20 protein-coding genes are annotated in these 21,181 nt (G+C 39.1%); 4 read left to right on the top strand and 16 right to left on the bottom strand.

Going from position 1 to position 21,181, the window contains the following annotated elements:
- Window positions 1–22 precede the first annotated feature (22 nt).
- The gene (locus LDB17_RS02360; protein WP_252638603.1) at window positions 23–583 is read left to right on the top strand and encodes an NUDIX hydrolase; all 561 of its coding nucleotides are present in this window, start codon (window positions 23–25) and stop codon (window positions 581–583) included.
- Here LDB17_RS02360 and LDB17_RS02355 read toward each other — a convergent pair.
- The 7 genes from LDB17_RS02355 to tig form a co-directional block, all read right to left on the bottom strand.
- On the bottom strand, window positions 580–1,083 hold the full coding sequence (locus LDB17_RS02355) for a pyridoxamine 5'-phosphate oxidase family protein (protein WP_135104824.1): 504 nt from the start codon (window positions 1,081–1,083) through the stop codon (window positions 580–582). The genes LDB17_RS02360 and LDB17_RS02355 overlap by 4 nt on opposite strands.
- Before the next feature lie 76 nt (window positions 1,084–1,159).
- Window positions 1,160–2,755, bottom strand: a complete 1,596-nt coding sequence (locus tag LDB17_RS02350) for a S41 family peptidase (RefSeq protein WP_135104823.1) — start codon at window positions 2,753–2,755, stop codon at window positions 1,160–1,162.
- A gap of 66 nt (window positions 2,756–2,821) precedes the next feature.
- Complete coding sequence (gene coaD / locus LDB17_RS02345; RefSeq protein WP_252638602.1) at window positions 2,822–3,280, bottom strand: pantetheine-phosphate adenylyltransferase; 459 nt, start codon at window positions 3,278–3,280, stop codon at window positions 2,822–2,824.
- 3 nt (window positions 3,281–3,283) lie between these two features.
- Entirely contained in the window at window positions 3,284–5,479 is a 2,196-nt protein-coding gene (gene recQ / locus LDB17_RS02340; protein WP_252638601.1) for a DNA helicase RecQ, read from the bottom strand.
- Between the two features lie 89 nt (window positions 5,480–5,568).
- Entirely contained in the window at window positions 5,569–6,804 is a 1,236-nt protein-coding gene (gene clpX, locus LDB17_RS02335; RefSeq protein ID WP_252638600.1) for an ATP-dependent Clp protease ATP-binding subunit ClpX, read from the bottom strand.
- Between the two features lie 35 nt (window positions 6,805–6,839).
- On the bottom strand, window positions 6,840–7,511 hold the full coding sequence (gene clpP / locus LDB17_RS02330) for an ATP-dependent Clp endopeptidase proteolytic subunit ClpP (RefSeq protein ID WP_252638599.1): 672 nt from the start codon (window positions 7,509–7,511) through the stop codon (window positions 6,840–6,842).
- A 243-nt stretch (window positions 7,512–7,754) separates the two neighbouring features.
- Window positions 7,755–9,143: a trigger factor gene (gene tig / locus LDB17_RS02325; protein WP_252638598.1), complete on the bottom strand. Its 1,389-nt coding sequence runs from the start codon at window positions 9,141–9,143 to the stop codon at window positions 7,755–7,757.
- A 645-nt stretch (window positions 9,144–9,788) separates the two neighbouring features.
- Here tig and LDB17_RS02320 point away from each other — a divergent pair.
- Together LDB17_RS02320 and LDB17_RS02315 are read left to right on the top strand one after the other, a co-directional pair.
- Window positions 9,789–10,484: a Crp/Fnr family transcriptional regulator gene (locus LDB17_RS02320; protein WP_135105280.1), complete on the top strand. Its 696-nt coding sequence runs from the start codon at window positions 9,789–9,791 to the stop codon at window positions 10,482–10,484.
- A complete protein-coding gene (locus LDB17_RS02315; protein WP_252638597.1) occupies window positions 10,481–11,995 on the top strand; it encodes a GH3 auxin-responsive promoter family protein in 1,515 nt (504 codons plus the stop codon). The genes LDB17_RS02320 and LDB17_RS02315 overlap by 4 nt, the downstream gene beginning before the upstream one ends.
- A gap of 127 nt (window positions 11,996–12,122) precedes the next feature.
- On the opposite strand, the gene pgl is transcribed toward LDB17_RS02315, so the two are convergent.
- From pgl to rpsF, 6 genes are all read right to left on the bottom strand, one after another.
- Window positions 12,123–12,848, bottom strand: coding sequence for a 6-phosphogluconolactonase (gene pgl / locus LDB17_RS02310; protein WP_252638596.1), 726 nt, complete (start codon window positions 12,846–12,848; stop codon window positions 12,123–12,125).
- Entirely contained in the window at window positions 12,845–14,380 is a 1,536-nt protein-coding gene (gene zwf / locus LDB17_RS02305) for a glucose-6-phosphate dehydrogenase (RefSeq protein ID WP_252638595.1), read from the bottom strand. The genes pgl and zwf overlap by 4 nt, the downstream gene beginning before the upstream one ends.
- An 89-nt stretch (window positions 14,381–14,469) precedes the next feature.
- Window positions 14,470–15,366, bottom strand: a complete 897-nt coding sequence (gene gnd, locus LDB17_RS02300; RefSeq protein WP_252638594.1) for a phosphogluconate dehydrogenase (NAD(+)-dependent, decarboxylating) — start codon at window positions 15,364–15,366, stop codon at window positions 14,470–14,472.
- A gap of 400 nt (window positions 15,367–15,766) precedes the next feature.
- The gene (gene rplI, locus LDB17_RS02295; RefSeq protein WP_006843293.1) at window positions 15,767–16,210 is read right to left on the bottom strand and encodes a 50S ribosomal protein L9; all 444 of its coding nucleotides are present in this window, start codon (window positions 16,208–16,210) and stop codon (window positions 15,767–15,769) included.
- Window positions 16,211–16,227: 17 nt separating this feature from the next.
- Window positions 16,228–16,494 carry a 30S ribosomal protein S18 gene (gene rpsR, locus LDB17_RS02290; RefSeq protein WP_006798740.1) on the bottom strand — a complete coding sequence of 89 codons (267 nt, stop codon included), beginning with the start codon at window positions 16,492–16,494 and terminating at the stop codon, window positions 16,228–16,230.
- A 3-nt stretch (window positions 16,495–16,497) separates the two neighbouring features.
- Window positions 16,498–16,854: a 30S ribosomal protein S6 gene (gene rpsF, locus LDB17_RS02285; protein ID WP_006843294.1), complete on the bottom strand. Its 357-nt coding sequence runs from the start codon at window positions 16,852–16,854 to the stop codon at window positions 16,498–16,500.
- Between the two features lie 154 nt (window positions 16,855–17,008).
- Here rpsF and LDB17_RS02280 point away from each other — a divergent pair, with 154 nt between their 5' ends.
- On the top strand, window positions 17,009–17,482 hold the full coding sequence (locus tag LDB17_RS02280) for a MarR family winged helix-turn-helix transcriptional regulator (protein ID WP_135104813.1): 474 nt from the start codon (window positions 17,009–17,011) through the stop codon (window positions 17,480–17,482).
- A 1-nt stretch (window position 17,483) separates the two neighbouring features.
- Here LDB17_RS02280 and LDB17_RS02275 read toward each other — a convergent pair whose 3' ends face one another.
- The 3 genes from LDB17_RS02275 to LDB17_RS02265 all read right to left on the bottom strand — a co-directional run bounded on the left by LDB17_RS02275 (window position 17,484) and on the right by LDB17_RS02265 (window position 21,088).
- Window positions 17,484–18,431 carry a hypothetical protein gene (locus LDB17_RS02275; protein ID WP_252638593.1) on the bottom strand — a complete coding sequence of 316 codons (948 nt, stop codon included), beginning with the start codon at window positions 18,429–18,431 and terminating at the stop codon, window positions 17,484–17,486.
- A 70-nt stretch (window positions 18,432–18,501) separates the two neighbouring features.
- Window positions 18,502–19,959: a choice-of-anchor Q domain-containing protein gene (locus tag LDB17_RS02270; RefSeq protein WP_252638592.1), complete on the bottom strand. Its 1,458-nt coding sequence runs from the start codon at window positions 19,957–19,959 to the stop codon at window positions 18,502–18,504.
- A 400-nt stretch (window positions 19,960–20,359) separates the two neighbouring features.
- Window positions 20,360–21,088: a DsbA family protein gene (locus tag LDB17_RS02265; protein ID WP_252638591.1), complete on the bottom strand. Its 729-nt coding sequence runs from the start codon at window positions 21,086–21,088 to the stop codon at window positions 20,360–20,362.
- Window positions 21,089–21,181 lie beyond the last annotated feature (93 nt).

Here is a 21,181-nt window from a genome sequence, read left to right as displayed (position 1 = left end):
ACAACGTATTAACAGCAAAAAAATGAGTGATACAGATAATAAAAAGTGGAAGGTATTAAATAGTGAATATCTTTCGCAAGAGCCTTGGTTTACCGTACGGAAAGATCATGTAGAACTACCGAACGGAAACCAAATTCAAAATTATTATGTATACGAATATCCCGACTGGGTATGCACCATAGCAATAACCAAAGACAAACGGTTTGTGATGGTACGTCAATACAGGCACGGACTGCAATGCACTTCGCTAGAGCTATGTGCAGGAGTATGCGAAGAAGAAGACCCTAGCGCAGAAGTTTCTGCAAGAAGGGAACTCCTCGAAGAAACCGGCTACGGAAACGGGAAATGGGAGCTATTAATGACCACTTCGGCAAATCCGGGTACACACACCAACACTACTTACTGTTTTCTGGCTACCGATGTGGAAAAGATATCGGAACAGCATTTAGAAGATACCGAAGATATTTCTGTTCATCTGCTATCTATCGACGAGTTGATAGAACTATTGAAAAAAGATGAGATCAGGCAATCTATGCACGCCGCCCCATTGTGGAAATATCTGGCAACGAATCATCTTATCTAAAATTCGAGCTGATCTTTGTAGTTTCGTGAATTTGGGTGAGGAACACCAAATACTTTTGATGAAATAGAATCGATCTCTACTTTCCAAATCTTTACGTTATTTACAGCCGGCTTAGAATAAGTGAATGCCCTTGTTGTGTATTTCTTCATCATTATGTCCAAAGCCTTCACTTTATTATCGTAATCTTCTTCGAATACGACCTTGCCCCTGCAAATAACACTACTTCCTTTCATACGATAACTACATGCTACCTCTTCATTCTGATAAGTTAATGACGACTCACCACAGAAAGTGATACATACATTCGGGTTTATATGAAGGGATTCGATACTCTTGCCCTCCTGTGCCGAATGTAGGTAGATAACATCATCTTGATAACCGAAATTCATAGGTATAACATACGGGAAACCTCCCTTATCTATCATACCGACATAGCATATGGTGTTTTTCGAAATTATCTCTTCTATCAAATGACGTTCTTCAATATTAATCGTTATCATAAGGCTGTATATATTCTTCTATTCCTATTAATCAAAAGAGCTGCATTTTGAATACAGCTCTTTTTTATTTTATTTCTTATTTACCTTTGAGCAATCCGTTATACATTTTCTCATTCCGTATAATCTCGTATGCTTTCTTAAAAGTTTCGCTATCTTCGTTGAATACCCTCACCATCGTCTCCGTATCATATACATCACGTGCTATATATGCTTTTATCTGACGCTTGAGTGTTTCTTTCGACTTCTCATATCCATCCTCATCAAAGTCCACTTTTTCATCTTTTCCGGCTGCGATTAGTTTATTCATAATCTCGTCCGAAACTTGATATTGCTTATAGAAGTCCGTTGCTGTAGGATATTTTTGCAAAATCTCCGTTCTGTGATTATCTACCTCATTATAAGCTATGCGCAGCGTTATGCCTTTGTTCCAGATTTTTCGGTAATATTCTGATGCAAATGTAGTATCGGCAGGCACAAAATAGTCGGGCATGATACCTCCTCCGCCATATACCGTACGGTGATTCAACAAAGTTGTATATTTCAATGAATCAGGAAAATGTATACTATCAGCATGCATCATCTCGCCTTTATTATAGCGTTCTATTACATCCAGGTTGTATGACATAATATCTCCCTTTGTATACGGTTTTTGTATAGAGCGTCCAGTAGGAGTATAATAACGGGCAACAGTGAGCCTTATCATCGATTCGTCAGGAAGCGGTATTTGTCGTTGAACAAGCCCTTTCCCGAAACTGCGACGACCGACAATAACACCTCTATCCCAATCCTGCACGGCTCCTGACAAGATTTCACTAGCCGAAGCAGAACCTTCATTGATAAGTACGACAAGACGTCCTTTCTCGAATGCGCCTTTAGCTGTGGAAACTTCATCTCTTCTCGGCTGACGTAAGCCTTCGGTATATACAACCAACTTGCCTGCATCCAGAAAATCATCAGCTATTTCAGTAGCCGGAGCCATGTATCCTCCACCATTATATTCCAGGTCGAGAATAAGATTCTCCATACCCTTTTCTTTAAGCTTCTGAAGCGCTTTTCTGAATTCTTCGGTAGTGGTTGCTCCAAATCTTATGATGCGTATATAGCCTGTAGTCTTATCCACCATGTAAGTGGCATCGATACTATAGATCGGAATTTTGTCGCGAATAATCTTAAAGCTTAGTAAATCAGCTATTCCCTTGCGTTGTACTTTCAAGTTTACAGATGTTCCTTTCGGGCCTTTAAGACGTGACATAACATCTTTGGTAGACATTTTAACTCCGGCAATAAGCGTATCGTCTACATACAATATCTTGTCTCCTGCCCTAAGACCTACCTTCTCGGATGGCCCTCCCGGAAGCGCTTCGATAACATAAAGTGTATCCGTAAGCATATTGAAAGATATACCTATACCATCGAAATTACCTTCCAGCGGCTCGTTCATATCTTTTACCTCATCGGCACTGATATATGTAGAGTGAGGGTCGAGTTTTTCTAACAAAGCTTTCACTGCATCTTCGGCCAATTTGCCGTCGTCTACCTTATCTACATACATATTCTCAATAACGGCAATTGTTGTAGCTACTTTCTTAGATCCTTCGCTCATCTTAAACTGAGCAGAGGCGGCCAAAACAATGACAAAAAAACCGAGAACCGACATTAGAACTCTTTTCATACTAGAATTACATTTTGGGTAATCGCAGGTAACGCTGATTACATCTGATTTTTAATTAATCATTATTCAGTCCAGACTCATACCTTTGGGTATAAACTGACTGACATCGTGTCCGAATCGCAACAGTTCGCGTACAATAGTAGAACTGATATGTGTTAGTTCCGGTTCGGTAAAGAGTACGATTGTCTCTATTCCCGATATATTTCTGTTCATATCGGCAATCGTTTTTTCGTATTCGAAATCATTTACAGAACGGATTCCACGTATTATAAAATTTGATCCTGTTTCTTTGGCATAGTCCACAGTAAGGCTATCATAAGTACCTACCACTATGCGGCTGTCGCCTTTATACAAAGAACGGATCATATCGATGCGCTTGTCGAGCGGAAAGTAAGTTTTCTTGGTATCATTCACTCCAATAGCAATAACGATCTCATCTACCAATTCGAGAGATCGTTTCACTAATGAATAATGTCCTATTGTAAAGGGATCGAATGTCCCCGGAAAAATTGCTTTTCTCTTCATTCTTTAGTTAGCCATATCGGAGATAAACTTGATCCTGACAAGGCGTATTTCGTCTTCAGAATATTCGCCAAGTTCATTGATCGCAGCTTCCAGATCGTCCGATTCTGCTTCTTGAAAATATTCAAATATATCGTCGAGATGGTCTTCATCAATAACCTCTCTGAGGAAATAATCTATATTTATTTTTGTTCCTGAAAATACGATAGCTTCTACTTCGCTCAGCAATTCAGCAAAATCAATTCCTTTCGATTCGGCCAAGTCGTCTAATGCTACTTTGCGGTCGATAGCCTGTACGATGGCTACTTTTAGTTTCGATTTGTTTGCTACTGTTTTTACACGTAAATCTTCAGGTCGTTCTATTTCGTTTTCTTCAACGTGCTTCTTTATTATTTCAAGAAACTCTGTCCCATATCTCTTTGCTTTTCCTGCTCCTACCCCCGGAATATTTTGCAATTCCTCCATTGTTATCGGGTAGATTGTAGCCATAGCCTCCAGAGAGGGGTCTTGAAATATCACGTATGGGGGAACATTGTTGTGTTTTGCCATCTTCTTGCGAAGATCTTTCATGATAGAAAACAAAACCGGATCTACTGCCGATCCTCCTCCGCCGCCTTTCACCACTACATCATCGATATTCTCATCATCAGACAAGTCTTCTTCGTCTGCTGTGGTAATCTTGAACGATGCCGGTTTTTTCAAGAAATCTTTTCCTTTTTTGGTTACTCTCAGTAAGCCGTAATTTTCGATATCCTTATCAAAATACCCGGCTATTAATGCCTGACGTATAACGGCGTTCCATGTTTCATCATCGGTATCATCACCTGATCCAAATACATCTAAATCCTGATGCCCGTACGTTTCTATCTCGGAGGTTTCTTTACCTCTCAAGATATTGATAACGTAATCAGTTTTAAACTTTTCTTTTAATGCAATTACAGCTTCAATAGCCGTCAATAATAAATCTTTAGCTTCCACTTGTTTTTTAGGATTTACACAATTGTCACAGTTCCCACAATTTTTCTCTTTATATTCTTCTCCAAAATAATGAAGAAGTACTTTCTTCCGGCATAATGCAGTTTCGGCGTATGCTGCGGTCTCAAGGAGTAGCTGTTTTCCTATTTCCTGTTCAGCAACGGGCTTACCCTGCATAAATTTCTCCAGTTTCTGTAAGTCTTTGAATGAATAAAACGCTATACATTTTCCTTCACCACCATCGCGTCCGGCTCTACCGGTTTCCTGGTAGTATCCTTCAAGGCTCTTTGGCATATCGTAGTGAATCACATAGCGCACATCGGGCTTATCAATTCCCATACCAAATGCAATGGTAGCTACAATTACATTCACTTTTTCCATCAGAAAAGCATCCTGATTGGCAGAGCGTGTACTTGGGTCTAGTCCGGCATGGTACGGCAATGCATTGATATTATTTGTTTGTAATATTTCGGCAAACTCTTCTACCTTCTTTCTACTCAAACAATATATAATTCCAGACTTTGTGCCTTGCGATTTAATGTATTTTATTATATCCTTATCTACTTTATCCGTTTTTGAACGAACTTCGTAATAGAGGTTTTCCCTGTTGAATGATGATTTAAACACATCTGCTTCCACCATTCCAAGGTTCTTCTGTATATCCATTTGCACTTTTGGTGTTGCCGTAGCAGTAAGTGCAATGATAGGATGCTTGCCTATTTCGTTTACAATGGGACGTATACGTCTGTATTCAGGACGGAAGTCGTGCCCCCACTCCGAAATACAATGTGCCTCATCGATAGCATAAAACGATATTTTTATCTGACGCAGAAAGTCTATATTCTCTTCTTTTGTAAGAGATTCGGGTGCTACATATAATAGTTTTGTCTTTCCCGAAAGTATATCACCTTTTACTTGTTCTATCGCAGCTTTGTTTAGTGACGAATTCATGAAGTGCGCTACGCCGTCCTCTTCACTAAAATTTCGCATGGCATCCACCTGATTTTTCATCAGGGCTATCAGGGGAGAAATAATTACTGCTGTTCCCTCCATCAAGAGTGCCGGTAGCTGATAGCAGAGGGACTTTCCGCCACCCGTAGGCATCAACACAAAGGTATCTCTTCCATCCAGCAAGTTTTGAATTATTGCCTTCTGGTTACCTTTAAAATTGTCAAAGCCAAAATGCTTTTTCAATGAACACGTCAATATATCCTCTATATCCGGCATATAAATAGGCTATTAATTATTACGAAGATAAACCCCTAAATTTAATTCTCCAATATAAAATAGGCTATTTTTTGTCAAAAAAACAAACTTTATAATGAATTTCTTAGTTTTACGACTTGTGAGTTCTCCAATTGCTCTACGGCGTACTCTTTAGTAACATGCAGTTGAGCCTGCTTTGTGGAAGGGATATTAAACATAGCATCCATCATGATGGTTTCGACTATGGATCTCAATCCTCTTGCTCCCAATTTATATTCCACTGCCTTGTCTACAATGTACTCATATACATCATCTTCGAAGGTAAGATCAACGCCATCCATTTTGAACAATTTGACATACTGCTTAATGATAGAGTTTTTCGGCTCGGTAAGTATCCGGCGAAGAGCACTCCTATCCAGAGCGTCAAGATATGTCAAAATAGGCAGACGTCCTATAATCTCAGGGATCAGTCCGAAAGACTTCAAATCCTGAGGTGCTACATATTGCAGCAGATTGTTACGGTCTACCTGCGCGTTGTTTTTAGATGAAGCATAACCCACAACCATTGTATTCAACCGTTGCGCTATCTTCCTTTCGATACCGTCGAAAGCTCCACCACACACAAATAATATGTTTTTGGTATCTACGGCAATCATCTTCTGGTCAGGATGTTTACGTCCTCCTTGAGGCGGAACGTTTACAATCGACCCTTCCAGCAATTTAAGTAAGCCCTGCTGTACCCCCTCACCGCTAACATCACGGGTGATTGATGGATTGTCGCTCTTACGGGCTATTTTGTCAATTTCATCGATAAAAACAATTCCTCTTTCTGCTGCTGCCACATCATAGTCGGAGGCTTGCAACAGCCGGGTAAGAATGCTTTCTATATCTTCGCCTACGTATCCGGCTTCGGTAAGCACGGTTGCGTCTACGATTGCGAAAGGGACATGCAGTAGTTTGGCGATGGTACGTGCCAACAATGTTTTTCCTGTACCTGTAGGGCCAACCATAATGATATTCGACTTTTCTATTTCTATATCATCTTCCTTCCCTTGTAGTATACGTTTGTAGTGGTTATAAACAGCCACAGACAGATAGCGCTTGGCATTCTCCTGACCGATAATATATCCGTCAAGATACTCTTTTATCGTCTTTGGGTCGGGCAATTGTGTTTTATCTATACCCAAAGATGTTTTCTTTGCCTCTACGCTTTCTTTTACAATCTGATATGCTTGTTCAGCACAGCTATCGCAGATGTCAGCCGACATACCGGAGATAAGCATATTTACATCCTTATCGCTTCTGCCACAGAAACTGCAATAGCCGTTAGTATCTTTTTTTGCCATTTATCTTTTATGAGTAAATGAATCTGATTTTTGAATTATTGTTTATTTTTCATCAAAACATCATCCACCATTCCATAGTCTTTAGCCTCAGCCGAAGTCATCCAGTAGTCACGGTCTGAGTCTAGTGCCACTCTGTCAAATGGTTGTCCCGAGTGGTCTGAAATAATAGTATAAAGTTCTTTTTTTACCTTACCAATCTCACGAGCTGTGATTTCGATATCTGAAGCTTGTCCCTGAGCACCTCCCAGCGGTTGGTGAATCATAACGCGTGAATGCTTCAATGCAAAGCGTTTCCCTTTCTCTCCGGCAACAAGCAATACGGCTGCCATAGATGCTGCAATACCTGTACAGATTGTAGACACATCGCTGTTGATAAACTGCATAGTGTCATAAACTCCATAACCTGCATATACCGATCCTCCGGGAGAATTTATATAAATAGATATATCTTTGCCCGAATCGGCAGAATCAAGATATAGCAATTGAGCCTGTATTACATTGGCTGTATAGTCGTCGATCTGAGTTCCCAAAAAGATAATACGATCCATCATCAAACGAGAGAACACATCCATCTGAGCAACATTCAACTGACGTTCTTCGATAATAGTAGGTGATATATAACTGCTTGTTATATCGATATATTTATCAAGAGCTAGCCCATTCAAGCCTAGATGCTTCGTTGCATACTTTCTAAATTCATTGTTCATAACATTTTCTTTTTTTATTAAATAATGTTTTACCATTATTACTATAAACAATTATCATGCCACTCGTACAGGCATAAAAAAGAGGCTAATAGCACAGCCTCATTTCTTATAAACAAAGTTATAAATAAAAAATTGAAAAGCTGGAATAATAATGTATGTATTTTCCTTATTTATAATGTTAAAGACAAACGGACAGAAAGAAAACACTATCCTTCCTGTCCGTTATTTTTATCTTTTTTTCATTTACGCTTCTGTTTCTGCTTCAGCTGCTTCTTCTTTCTCAAAGAACTTGCGGAACTCGTCAAGCGAGATTACAGTTTCTTCGAGTCCAAGTTTTGATTTCAATACGTCGATGATCTTATTTTCCATTGCGCGATCGAGCAGGTTGCGTGCATTGTCTTTGTTTTTCAACATATCATTTGCATAGTTCTCAACCATTTCGTCAGGAAGATTCATCATTCCATATTGAGCAAACTGAGCTCTTGCCGCTTGCATAGCAATGATTTTCATATCTTCGTTTTCGATCTTGATATCGTTATCTTTTGCTATTTGCTCTTTTATCAGGTGGAATTTAAGATCTGCTATGATTTTCGGATAATCTGCTTCTACAGATTCAGCAGTTCTTTCTTCGCCCGAAGCAATAAGCCATCTTTTGAGGAATGCATCAGGGAATTGCAAGTCTCCTGTTTTCTTTTCAAGAAGTTCTTTCGCATCCAACAGGAATTTGTAGTCACTATCCGGCGCAAACTGCTCTGCTATAGTTTCTTTTACTTTTGCTTTGAAGTCAGCTTCGGTAGTTACATTGCCTGCACCAAAAACCTTATCGAATAGATCTTGGTCAAGCTCTGCTTCCTGATAACGAGTGATCTCTGTGATAGCAAACTGGAACTCAGCAGCTATTGTTTCTACCGCATCCTTTTCGATATGAAGCATAGATGCGATTTCTGTTTCGTTGCCATTGTAAGCTTTACCCGGATTGAATACAATCACATCTCCGGCTTTTGCACCTACAAATTTAGCTTGCTCTGCTTCGTCTTTCATATACGAAGGCATTACAATACCGGCTTCTACAAAGATGCCACCTTCTTTTACCTTACCATCTTCCAATTCAGAGATTGTACCTCTGATAAGGTCTGTTTCTTTTGCACCTTCTTCTATTTTTTCATATTTGCCATAGTTAGCTTTGTACGAAGCGATTTGTTTATCAACAAGCTCTTCGTCTACCTCAATAGCATAATATTTTACTTTATCTTTTTTTGTCAGTGATAATTTTATTTCCGGAGCAAGAGCCACGTCGAAATAAAATTCATAGTCACCTTCGAGTGAGAAATCTATTGGTTGTTGCTTTTCTTCGTTCGGAAGAGGCTCACCCAATACATTTAGTTTGTTGTCTTGTATATATTTATATAGATTTTCGCCAACAAGCTTGTTTACTTCTTCTGCCAAAATCGATTTACCATACATTTTTTTCACCATACCCATAGGTACAGTTCCCGGACGGAATCCCGGTATATTAGCTTTTTTTCGGAATGTCTTAAGTGCGTTATCAAGCTTTTCTTGATAATCCTCTTTCGTTACATTTATTTGTAATATAGCGTTTACACTATCTACATTTGTTAGAGATACATTCATCTTAACGAGTTTATTTAGTTATTGTTACAAATTTCAATCGAAATGCAAATGGAGTAAAAACACCACTCTATTTTTTGGTGGTGCAAAAATAGTCTTATTATTGTAATATTCAAAGTGAAATATAAAAACTTTATTTGTTTAACATACTAAAACATTAGATAGTTTATTAACAAACTAACTTTTACACAATTCATACTTTCTGAATTATTTAGGTATATCAGTGCAAAAAACTTAACAAAACAAGAGAGAGCTTAGCTGTAAATTATAAAATCAGAAGCGTCATTTTTCAAATAACAAATTATCTAATCTTAGAAATATTTACCTTCATCAACCGAAAGCGAAAAGTAACACTTAAAAAGAGGGAAGAAATCTGTTACTTTTACATACGCTCCGCTCCTGTGACCGCTGGTTGTTACTTTTTTTAGAAACGAAACACTTCCGCATGTATAAATACAAGCAAAAGAAAAAATTCGAGCCACCTACTCTACACATTACGTGATATTTGAGTATACAAAAGGCCTTTCAAGCACAAAAAAATTATATAAAAAAGAGGGGCATGCGTTAAAAAGATGTTTTGCAACATGTTTTATAATATTTTTTGATTAACTTTGCTTATAACATATTTTACATTATCAGTTTTGAATGATGACAGATAGTAATGCTGTTAGCTTGTCGGAAAGTATTCCTGAAATATGGAATCTGTTGAATGACAAAGAACAAACTATAATTGCCGCTAATGCGAGAATTATGGACTTCAAGAAAAATGAAGTGATATACAGGGAAGAAGAAATTCCAATGGAATTGATGTGCCTGTGTAGAGGGAAAGTGAAAATATACAAAGACGGTGTTGGCGGACGCAGCCAGATTATCAGAATGATAAGACCTACTCAGTATTTTGGATACCGCGCCTTTTTTGCCAACCAACCTTACGTCACGGCTGCTTCGGCTTTCGAACCCTCTACCATCTGTTTCATACCAATGAAACTTATCAACGAGATAGTCGCATCAAATTCTAAATTAGGAAGTTTCTTTATAAAAGAATTGGCAATAGACCTTGGAATAGCAGACGAGCGGGTTGTAAACCTCACTCAGAAGCATATCCGTGGACGTTTGGCCGAATCGTTGATATTCCTTATCGAGAATTACGGACTTGAAGAAGACGGTGCTACAATAAGCATCTACCTTTCAAGGGAAGACTTGGCTAACTTGTCCAATATGACTACATCAAATGCCATCCGCACCTTGTCAACGTTTGTTGACGAACATATCATTACGCTGGATGGTCGCAAAATAAAAATTATAGACGAAGAAAAGCTCCGAAAAATAAGTAAAATCGGATGATTACCCGAATCGCTCACAAGTATCTGGATTACCGATACAAAGAGATTGATAGCTTTATCAACAAACCTATCGAAACGCAAGAGAAGATATTGGAATATCTGCTCCGCAACGGTGAGCAAACATTCTTTGGGCAGCAGTTCAATTTTTCGGCTATAAAAAACAAAGACGATTTCAGAAAACAGGTTCCAATCTTCCACTACGAAGATTTGCGCCCCTATCTGGATCGGATCATTGTAAATAAAGAACAAAATGTACTTTGGAACAAGCCCGTACGTTGGTTTGCCATGTCGTCGGGCACTACAGAGGATAAGAGTAAATACATACCCGTAACTCACGAATCACTCACCAAAGGACATTACAAGTGCGGAGAGCAAATGCTTGCTATCTATGCACAAGCCAATAAGGATGCTAAATTCTTTTTTGGCAAAACACTAGTACTAGGCGGCAGCAAGCAAATAAACAACATAGGTGACGGCATATTCACAGGAGACATCTCTGCTATCCTTATCAAGAATCTATATTTCTGGGCAAAGCTTAGCCGTACACCCGAAAGTATCTCCTTATTACCTGATTGGGAAACGAAGTTGCAGGCACTGACCGACTATGCTATAAAAAACGATGTGAGGGCTTTTATGGGCGTACCTTCATGGCTACTCGTCTTATTGAAAAAGATAAAGACAGATACCGGACGCGACCTCACTGATATATGGCCTAATCTGGAAGTTTTCTTTCATGGTGGCGTGAGCTTTACTCCATTCGAAGAGCAATACAAGAAACTGATACAAAAGCCCGATATGTACTATTGGGAAACATATAATGCATCGGAAGGTTTCTTTGGGGTACAGTTCTCCAAAAACTCTAAAGAAATGCTGTTAATGTTGGATAGTGGCATCTACTACGAATTTGTCCCGATGAGTGAATGGGACAAGGAAAATCCCAAAGCATTAACACTGGATGAAGTAGAAACCGGACAGAATTACGCTATAATTATTTCAACAAACGGAGGGCTTTGGAGATATATGATAGGCGATACAATAGAGTTTTCGTCTACTACTCCTTACCTGTTTCATATAACAGGGCGCACCAAGAACTTCATCAATGCCTTTGGCGAAGAACTGATTATAGACAATGCCGAAAAAGCTCTGGCTGAAGCATGCAAGATCACGGGCGCACAAATAAACGAATATACAGCCGCTCCCGTTTACTTTGGAGATAACAACAACGGAGCACATGAATGGCTGATAGAGTTTACTGTAGAACCCAACAGCCTCGAAGATTTCACCCGTTTATTAGACAGCGAACTAAAAAAGGTAAACTCTGACTACGAAGCCAAGCGTTCATACAACCTATCGCTGAATATGCCAATTGTAAGAAGCCTACCGAAAGGAACTTTTAACGAATGGCTAAAGCATCTTGGCAAACTTGGAGGACAGAACAAAATTCCACGATTGTCAAACAACAGAGATTATCTGGAGAAAGTAATCGCATTTTGCGACACAATGAATTCATAGCCGGATACAAATCAAAAGAAGAAACATAAGACTATTCAATACGCCATTTCACCCATCTTTAACATATAAAAAAAGAAGCTACCCCTATGCGAGATAACTTCTTACGATATATATTTTGATGCTTCGTTTACAACAAACTTGCTGCTTCCTCATCTAAGAACCAATAAAGATATCCTTTCTTTGGATTTACTTTAGCAGCCGGATATTTATTCAAAAACTGTTCTCTGTTTTTAATGATATCCCTTACCTTCTCAGCTTTGTTCTTTCCTGTAGCAAGAAAAACGACATACTGTGCATTATTCACTACCTGACCGCTAAGGCTTACACGTTTCATTTTACTTTCGGGATGCTCACCTATCACACAGAAGTCTTTGCTATCCCACAATGATATCTGATCGGGGAAAATAGAGACAGTGTGTCCATCGTCACCCAGACCCAGCATTACGATTTCGAAGCAAGGAGCATTACGGCGCTGCATAACTTTTGTTTCCAAAATTTTGCTATACCATTCAGCCTCTTCTTCAGGCTCATTCTCGCCATGAATACGGAAAATGTTATTATTCGGAATTTTGGGAACTTTGTCAAACAAATGATCCTTTGTCATTCCATAATTATTCATAACATTTTCGGGCGGAACGCAGCGTTCGTCACCCCAAAAGAAAAACAGTCGCTGCCAGTCGATTGAATCTTTACAGTTTTCTGCCCAATAGTCAAAAATCACTTTTGGGGTAGTTCCACCAGACAATGCAAGGTTTACACGCGGATATACATCCATTAACTTTTGCAAAAATGCCGTAAAACCCTCACTCAGGGCTTTCGCATCCGAATAAATGTTAATCTCTTCTTTTATCATAATTCACAATATATTCCATCATCAGACAGGTTCTTACAAGGATATCTCCATGTGAGGTTTTTACCCTCAATCAGCTCATCGGCACAATTTGGCCCCCACGAGCCGGAAGGATAGCCATGTAAGGGAGCATCGGGGTTCTTCTCCCAGAAGTCGAGCAACGGTTGTACAAACTTCCATGTAGCCTCCAAAGCATCGCCACGGATATACAGAGTAGAATCGCCAACCATACAATCGAGTAAAAGACGTTCGTAAGCCTCAGGCAGATAAGTATCCTGTAGTTGTGAATAATGAAAGTCCATATTCACATTCTTAACCTGATAGCCACTTCCGGGTACTTTCATCTTTGTTTTCAACAAAAGACCTTCATCCGGCTGAATACGTATCACCAATTGATTTTCGTCGTTACTCATATCTGCACTTTCGGGAAATAATTTCTGAGGTGCAGGTTTGAAGTGAATAACAACTTCAGAGACACGAGTCGGCAAACGTTTACCTGTGCGTATATAGAAAGGAACTCCACCCCAGCGCCAGTTGTCTATAAAGAGCTTCATAGCCACATAGGTTTCGGTACGGGAATCGGCATCCACATCTTTTTCCTCACGGTATCCCTTGGCATATTTTCCTTTAACGTTAGCTGCAGTGTATTGCCCACGAATAACATTCTTAAACAAGTCATCGTTCGACATAGGTCGTAGAGCCTGAAAAACTTTCAATTTCTCGTTGCGAATCGAAACAGAGTCTATAGACATTGGCGGTTCCATTGCCACCAAAGCCAGCAACTGCAATAAGTGGTTTTGCACCATATCACGGAGTGCTCCCGAATGATCGTAATAGCCACCTCTGTTTTCTACGCCGATGCTCTCAGCAGCAGTTATTTCCACATGGCTTATATAGTTTCTGTTCCAAAGGGGTTCGTAAATACCATTCGCAAAACGTGTTACCAACATATTTTGCACAGTCTCTTTACCCAGATAATGGTCTATACGATATATCTGATCTTCATCATAACTTTCCTGAAGCGAAACATTCAGCTCCACAGCAGATTTAAGATCAATACCAAAAGGCTTTTCGATAATAATCCGTCTAAAATTACCATTCTCCTGATTCAACCCTTGCTCTGCCAAAAACTTAGGTATAAGCGGATAGAGCGAAGGTGGCGTTGACAAGTAAAATATATAATTACCTGCTGTACCCTCTTCCTTATCGAGAGCTTCGAGCCGTACTTTCAATTTGGAATATTCTGTCCCGTCATCTGTATTGATTGGCAGATAATGCAACTTCTGGCAAAACTGCTCTATTTCTTCATCCAAAGCATCTTTTGCCAATGCAAACTGCTTGATACCATCCTTCATCTTATCGCGGAAGGTATCGTCTGTAAACTGACTACGAGCTACACCAAGCACAGCAAAATTCTTGGGTAGTGAATTTTGTTTATGCAAGTCAAATATAGCCGGTATCAGCTTTCGGTATGTTAAATCACCAGAAGCTCCGAAAATAATCAAAGCTTGGTCTTGTATTGATTTTGATTTCATTAGCCCCTCCATTCTCCCCCAAAAGGGAAGTTTTTAAGTTAGCATTTCGTTATATTCTTTTCAATATTTCCTCGGAGATACTGCGGGGCTTAGTCTTTTTTGATTTCGTGACCACCAAACTGATTACGCATGGCAGCAAGAAGTTTCATTGCATACGAAGTTTCTTGTCGTGACTCGAAACGAGTGAAAAGCGATGCTGTAATAACATGAGCAGGAACATCAAAGTCCATTGCTGTTTGCACTGTCCAGCGACCTTCTCCGCTATCGGCTACATAATCTTTGATTCCGTCAAGATTTTCGTTACCCTCCAATGCATTACCGATCAGCTCGAGCAACCATGAACGAACAACCGAACCCTCCATCCACACACGTGATACTTTTTCCAAGTCTACCCCGTATGGTGAGTTCTTCATTATCTCAAAACCTTCGGCATAAGCCTGCATCATACCGTATTCGATACCATTATGCACCATTTTCACCATATGACCTGCACCACTTTCTCCACAACGCATATATCCGTTTTCGGGAGCCAGGCTTTTGAATATAGGCTCTGCAAAGTCACAAGCTTCTTTGTCTCCACCATACATAAGGCAGTAGCCATTCTGTAATCCCCATACACCGCCACTGGTACCACAGTCGAGGTAATGAACTCCTTTTTCTTTTATTTTCTTTCCTCTCTCTACAGTTTCTCTCCAGTAGCTGTTTCCTCCGTCTACGATTATATCATTCGGGCTAAGTAGCGTCAATAGTTCCGCAATGTTTTCATCCACAGGTTTTCCTGCCGGAACCATCAGCCACACAAGCTTGCGTCCTTCCAGTTTATTTACTAAATCCTTTATGCTTGTAGCCGGAATAGCACCCTTAGAGGCAGCCTCATCAACTTCTTTCTGAGTAAGGTTATAAACTACGACTTCATGTCCATGATTCAAAAGGCGTTCTACCATTTTGCCGCCCATCTTACCTAATCCAACGAATCCAATTTTCATCTTATTCTTATATTATCGTTTGTTATTTTATATAATTAAACAAGCAAATGCCTGAAAAGTTAATTTTCAAATCCTTGCTAAGTTACAATTTTTATAAATAACATCATAAACAACATGCTATTATAATATTCATAGATATGTATTAACACTAGAAATCAACACTTTAAACTCAAATTATACAATATAGAATTCTTCTATATCACAGAAACCATAATATAGTACACCTATTAATATAATATTCTTAAATACAGTGATAATTTGATGTTACAAGAAATAATATAGAAATGCAGGTCTAAAATAGTGATAGAAATTATAAATCTACCGTGAGATGGCTATACCATAAAACGAAAGAGGCGATTATTTTCAATAACCGCCTCCCTACTATATATAATTTCGATAATTATTCAGAAACTACTTCGAAAGGTATTTCTACAGAAACTTCTTTGTGAAGTTTAGCGATAGCTTTGTAGCTACCTACTTCTTTCACAGCTTCTTTGATAAGAATAACTTTTCTATCTACATTGTAGCCTAATTTTTCAAGAGCTTCTGCTATTTGAATATTAGTTACAGAACCGAAGATAGTACCTGTAGAACTTGTTTTTGCACCAATAGTAAGTGAAATTCCTTCCAACTTAGCAGCCAAATCCTGAGCATCTTGTTTGATTTTCTCAAGTTTGTGAGCGCGTTGTCTTAGGTTTTCAGCTAATACTTTCTTTGCAGACTCTGATGCTATCACAGCTTTACCTTGGGGAATAAGGTAGTTACGTCCATAACCGTCTTTTACAGTTACGACTTCATCTTTATATCCTAAGTTAAGGATGTCTTCTTTTAATATAACTTGCATTTCTTACTCCTCCTTATTTATTTCATTAAGTCTGTTACGTAAGGAAGCAAAGCCAAATGGCGAGCTCTCTTTACAGCTTGTGCAACACGACGTTGGAATTTCAATGATGTACCTGTAATACGACGAGGAAGAATTTTTCCTTGTTCGTTAAGGAATTTCTTTAAAAACTCAGGGTCTTTGTAGTCGATGTATTTAATACCATTCTTTTTGAAACGGCAATATTTCTTTTTCTTCACATCAACTGAAGGCGGAGTCAAATATCTGATTTCTGATTGTTGTGCCATAGCTTAATTCTCCTTTACTTCTTCTTTTTTAGATGATTTTAAACTTCTTCTCTTCAATGCATACTCGTGAGAGAACTTATCTTGACGGAAAGTCAAGAAACGGATCACACGCTCGTCGCGACGGAAGTTAATTTCAAGTTTAGCGATAACAGACGGATCAGCTTCGAACTCTAACATCGCATAAAAACCGGTTGATTTCTTCTGAATTGGATAAGCCAATTTGCGAAGTCCCCAGTTTTCTTCACTTACTATTTTGGCCCCTTCATTGACCAAAAGAGTCTTGAATTTTTCTACCGCTTCCTTCATCTGAACATCAGACAAAACGGGAGTTAAAATGAAAACGGTTTCGTAATTGTTCATAAATTAATTAATTATAAATTAAACATACATTTTTACAAATGAGGTGCAAAGATAGGCTTTTTTATCAAAACAACAAATGCTAAACTGTCAAAAATTGTTGTACTTACCAACTTCTTATCTTATTTTTGTGATGAAAATCAGAAAACAAACATGCATGAAGACCGAGGAAACATTGAACTTAGATCAGGATTTAGACCTGATATTTCCCATTATCAACGGTAAAGTATCGATGGCCATTAACAGAATGATGTACAGGAACTTCAAAAAAGAAGGTCTGGATATCACTCCCGAGCAATGGACTGTCCTTGCTTTTCTGTGGCGCGAAGACGGGGTTACACAACAGACGTTATGTAATTCAACATTTAAAGATAAGCCTAGTATGACACGCCTGCTAGATAATCTTACAAAACAGAATCTGGTGTATCGCAATGCTTCGGTTAGCGATCGTCGGTCCAACCTTATCTATCTCACCGATTTAGGCAAGTCGATCAAGGAAAAAGCCGGAAAAGCTGTTTACACCACCATGGAAGCCGCACTCGACGGAATAGACGAGGAAGGGCTAAAACAGGTAAGAGTACTGCTTGCCGCAGTGTTCGGCAACGTAAGTCAAGCCTTGGACGACAAATAAATCAGGGACTGATAAGCAGATTCATATAAATAGGTAAATGATCACTGTATCCACCAAGATATTTGAAGCCTGAATAGGTCCTGAACGGTTTTTGTCCACCATACTTTTTATTGTCTGCCTCTAACAAGAATTCAGCCGAAAAAACGTGTACGGTTTTATCTTTTACAAATACCTTTCCTCCTTTTTCTAACAGCTTTCCATTGACAACTATTTGATCAATAAAACCCCATTTACCCTTATACTTATAAGAGCCTGCTCCCTTTTTGTCAACCCTGTCGTAAAGAAGGTTATACAAACCTTTAACCGAGATATCGGATTCGATCCTTTTTCCTCCGAGCACTTCGGACATACTTACATCATTCGGGTAGTCGTTAAAGTCTCCCATAATGATAATGTTAGCCCCTTTACGAAGGTGCAAGACACTGTCTACTTTGTGCCTCAACAGTTGGGCGCACTTTATACGGTGCGGTCTGGTCTTGCGGATACCTTCACGCCGTGATGGAAAGTGACAAATAAAAACATCTAACAACGTACCATTGATCACCTTGCCCGTGACATGCAATATATCTCTGGTAGAGCGCACCGAGTCTCCTAAATCAGGCGTATATGATTTCCGGCTCACGATCTTTATCTGATCACGTTGATAAAGAAGAGCAACATTAGAACCCCTCAAGTCTTTCGACCGAGTGATCACATATTCATATTTATGTTTCTGTAATGCGGTTCGCTTTGTAAGATAATAAAGAACAGAGTCGTTCTCCACTTCGCATAGCCCTACTATCGCCGGAGGATATTCCTCCCCTACCGAAGATATGACTTTGCTGATGTTATGCAACTTCTGCCAATAGCGATAATTAGTCCAATGCAACTGTCCGCCGGGAGTAAATTCATCATCGTTTGTCGCCGGATTATCTTTCGTGTCGTACAGGTTTTCAACATTGTAAAACATAACCCGAAACTTTTCCTGCGCCGTCAGAAACAAGACGAAAGCACACAAGAGCACCAAGAACAACAGCCTTTTACTCACCCCGTTCATAGCAGCCAATATCAGAATCGGTATCCGCAAGTCTCGAACGTCCTTTTAGATCGTAAGGAAGTAGCAACGAATAAGATTTGTCTGCCTTACCGATAGCAGGTGATGTGGCTTGCAGTTCGAAATTATATGAATAGTCCTTATTATTATTTATATTTACAAACAATGGTTCTGCGTTCCATACAGTATTTACAAAGTGCTCATTCTTTTGTTCAAGGGCTTTAATCAGGCAGTTCTGAAATTTATAGTTGTACTCGACTGTACTAACTCCACTTAGCAGCAGTTCACCCGAAGCTGAGCCGGATACAATAGAGTTGATAAAATCACATTTATCCAAACCATAAGCCTTTCCCTCATACACATTCCCGACAACCAGACACTCCTTTTGACGCATCGACCATCTATAATAATTAGCCAGCGTGCAATGTAAGAAGTTGTATTTCCCGCCGATCAACGAAATAGCCGCACCTTTTGAATTCGAAAACAGGCAATTCTGAAAGTTTATATAACAGTTTATCGCCAACAAGCCATACTCTGATGTATTCTGTACAATTGTATTTGTAAATTCTGCCTTCTTGTATTGGGTATCTGCCGGCGAAAAAGTTACTCCCCGCACTGCATTTTTTACAATTACATTATTGAGAATATTCTCATAACTATCAGCATGGAAAGTTATCCCGGTCCACTGTCCGGGAGTATTATCGTATGGTATATTTCCGTCTATATTATCAAAACGGCTACCCCTGAAAACGATTGGTTCTTGTACCGTTCCTTGCGCCCTGATAGTACCATGTACATCTACAGTCGCATTGTTCCGCAAGAAGAAAGTAGTACCTTTCTGCACTTCCAGAGTCACACCTTTATTTATGGTAAGCGAATTGTATATAAGCAGTGGTTTATCTCCTGTTATCACCGAGTCGGTTGTCACCACCTTGTCTTTCCAGATATATGCATCTTGCCCTACGGCCTCCAACTGCACATACTGTATATTACCGTTCACAGCCAAGCGAATAGAATCCCTTATCAGGACTGGGTTCTTTGTATTGGTGGGATCTACCGTTACCTCAACAAATCCGTAGAGACTATCCTTTTTCAGTATATCCACATTGGAGAGCTTGGTTCCTTTTTCGCCGTCTATGTTCATACGGAAACTGCTTTTTGAAGCGTTCACCAATTCGATGGATTGTATGGTTAGTGAGTTATTATTTCTATTATATATCTTAAACTGTTTTGTAGCCGAGCCCAAGGTTGTAAAAACGGTATCGAAACGAATTGTATCATTAGAGAATGAGAGCGTGAGTTCTTCGCTATCCGAAAAGTCATTACCCTCCTGACAGCTATTAAATAACATAAGAAACAAGACTAGCAGGACAGAAGCCCCGGTGGACTTCATTAATGAAGAAAAGACATTAATCTTGCTTGGCTCTACTACTCTATATTTCATTTGTTACAGTTATTAAGTTTGGTGTTACTTTTTGATTACTTCGTATTCATCTATCATACAACAACTTTCATTTCACTGATTGTTAAAAAGTAACAAAAGTAACACTTTTTCTATTGTTTTTATTTGTCACCTTTTACATTCGGCAACTAAGCCTCTTCTACTAGATAATTATAAATATAAAAAATTGTGCGTTAAACAATTAGCATTATCCGATAACAATATTATACAAAAAGTCTTAGTATCACAAGAAAAGAGGCTGTCTTATAGTTTTTTTTCATCAGAGCTTCTTTGTCATCATCTTCACTTTCCTCTCCCGATATCCAATTCAAGATGTTCAAGATATCCAATATGACAAAAAACAGTAAAAACTACCAGATAGCCTCTTTTATATATCAGATCTCTATAAGCCGCATACTCCGTCTATCGAGCACGATTGACCGCTTATAATTTCTCCCTTTCCGGACGAAGCCCCGCTTGCTTCCCATTCGGCATAAGCCTCATTCAGCACTTTGAGATAATCTTCCACAGGGATAGAGCCTTGCACCACTTGCTTATTATTAAACAAATAGAAAGGAATATATTCCAATCCAAGCTCGTTTTCACTGTATTCTATATCCTTCTTTATTTCCGAAAGATATTTATCACTATCGAGCATAGCCAAGATTTCAGATTCTTGCAGACCGATGCTTGTACCTAACAGTACCAACACAGCAGGGTCGCTTATATTCTTACCTTTGACAAAATAAGCATCAAACAAAACTTCTTCGGCCTCAGTTCCCAAACCAGACTCCTTTGCCAGTTTCACCAATCTCAAAGCATCGGATGTGCTAACCACAACGAGATTATCAAAGTCATAGTCTAACCCAACTCCCTTAGCCATCTGCGCCACTTTGGCCTGCGTACGGCGAGCCTCATCTTCGGACATAGCAAACTTCTTGGCAAAATAAGTGTAAATAGATTGTGTTCCGGCTTTCTTCGGCAAGCTAGGATCTAATTCATAGCTGTGCCATACAACCTCTACATTCTTACGATGCGGGAATTGCTCCAAAGCTTTTTCGAGCCTACGTTTTCCAATATAGCAGTGCGGACAAGCTATATCCGACCATATATCTATTTTCATTTTATCCATAATTCAATTGATTTAATTAATACTAAGTAATAAGAACAATATACGATTGTATTTGTTACTTGACTACTTAAAAAAAGAGAAAAAAAGATATGA

The organism is Dysgonomonas sp. Shenzhen-Wh21, from assembly GCF_043392705.1.
In the GTDB taxonomy this organism is placed as follows: Bacteria; Bacteroidota; Bacteroidia; order Bacteroidales; family Dysgonomonadaceae; genus Dysgonomonas.
Note: the sequence above shows the minus strand (reverse complement) of the source record. Positions and strands in the feature narration are given on the sequence as shown.

Bases quoted from the DNA above. Each gene is read 5' to 3' on its own strand.
- coaD (WP_252638602.1), bottom strand. From the start codon at position 3,280: ATGAAGAGAAAAGCAATTTTTCCGGGGACATTCGATCCCTTTACAATA.
- rpsF (WP_006843294.1), bottom strand. From the start codon at position 16,854: ATGAACAATTACGAAACCGTTTTCATTTTAACTCCCGTTTTGTCTGAT.
- recQ (WP_252638601.1), bottom strand. From the start codon at position 5,479: ATGCCGGATATAGAGGATATATTGACGTGTTCATTGAAAAAGCATTTT.
- LDB17_RS02315 (WP_252638597.1), top strand. From the start codon at position 10,481: ATGATTACCCGAATCGCTCACAAGTATCTGGATTACCGATACAAAGAG.
- tig (WP_252638598.1), bottom strand. From the start codon at position 9,143: ATGAATGTATCTCTAACAAATGTAGATAGTGTAAACGCTATATTACAA.
- clpX (WP_252638600.1), bottom strand. From the start codon at position 6,804: ATGGCAAAAAAAGATACTAACGGCTATTGCAGTTTCTGTGGCAGAAGC.
- LDB17_RS02320 (WP_135105280.1), top strand. From the start codon at position 9,789: ATGACAGATAGTAATGCTGTTAGCTTGTCGGAAAGTATTCCTGAAATA.
- clpP (WP_252638599.1), bottom strand. From the start codon at position 7,511: ATGAACAATGAATTTAGAAAGTATGCAACGAAGCATCTAGGCTTGAAT.
- LDB17_RS02270 (WP_252638592.1), bottom strand. From the start codon at position 19,959: ATGAAATATAGAGTAGTAGAGCCAAGCAAGATTAATGTCTTTTCTTCA.
- zwf (WP_252638595.1), bottom strand. From the start codon at position 14,380: ATGAAATCAAAATCAATACAAGACCAAGCTTTGATTATTTTCGGAGCT.
- rplI (WP_006843293.1), bottom strand. From the start codon at position 16,210: ATGCAAGTTATATTAAAAGAAGACATCCTTAACTTAGGATATAAAGAT.
- LDB17_RS02360 (WP_252638603.1), top strand. From the start codon at position 23: ATGAGTGATACAGATAATAAAAAGTGGAAGGTATTAAATAGTGAATAT.
- rpsR (WP_006798740.1), bottom strand. From the start codon at position 16,494: ATGGCACAACAATCAGAAATCAGATATTTGACTCCGCCTTCAGTTGAT.
- gnd (WP_252638594.1), bottom strand. From the start codon at position 15,366: ATGAAAATTGGATTCGTTGGATTAGGTAAGATGGGCGGCAAAATGGTA.
- LDB17_RS02280 (WP_135104813.1), top strand. From the start codon at position 17,009: ATGAAGACCGAGGAAACATTGAACTTAGATCAGGATTTAGACCTGATA.
- LDB17_RS02355 (WP_135104824.1), bottom strand. From the start codon at position 1,083: ATGATAACGATTAATATTGAAGAACGTCATTTGATAGAAGAGATAATT.
- pgl (WP_252638596.1), bottom strand. From the start codon at position 12,848: ATGATAAAAGAAGAGATTAACATTTATTCGGATGCGAAAGCCCTGAGT.
- LDB17_RS02350 (WP_135104823.1), bottom strand. From the start codon at position 2,755: ATGAAAAGAGTTCTAATGTCGGTTCTCGGTTTTTTTGTCATTGTTTTG.
- LDB17_RS02275 (WP_252638593.1), bottom strand. From the start codon at position 18,431: ATGTTTTACAATGTTGAAAACCTGTACGACACGAAAGATAATCCGGCG.
- LDB17_RS02265 (WP_252638591.1), bottom strand. From the start codon at position 21,088: ATGGATAAAATGAAAATAGATATATGGTCGGATATAGCTTGTCCGCAC.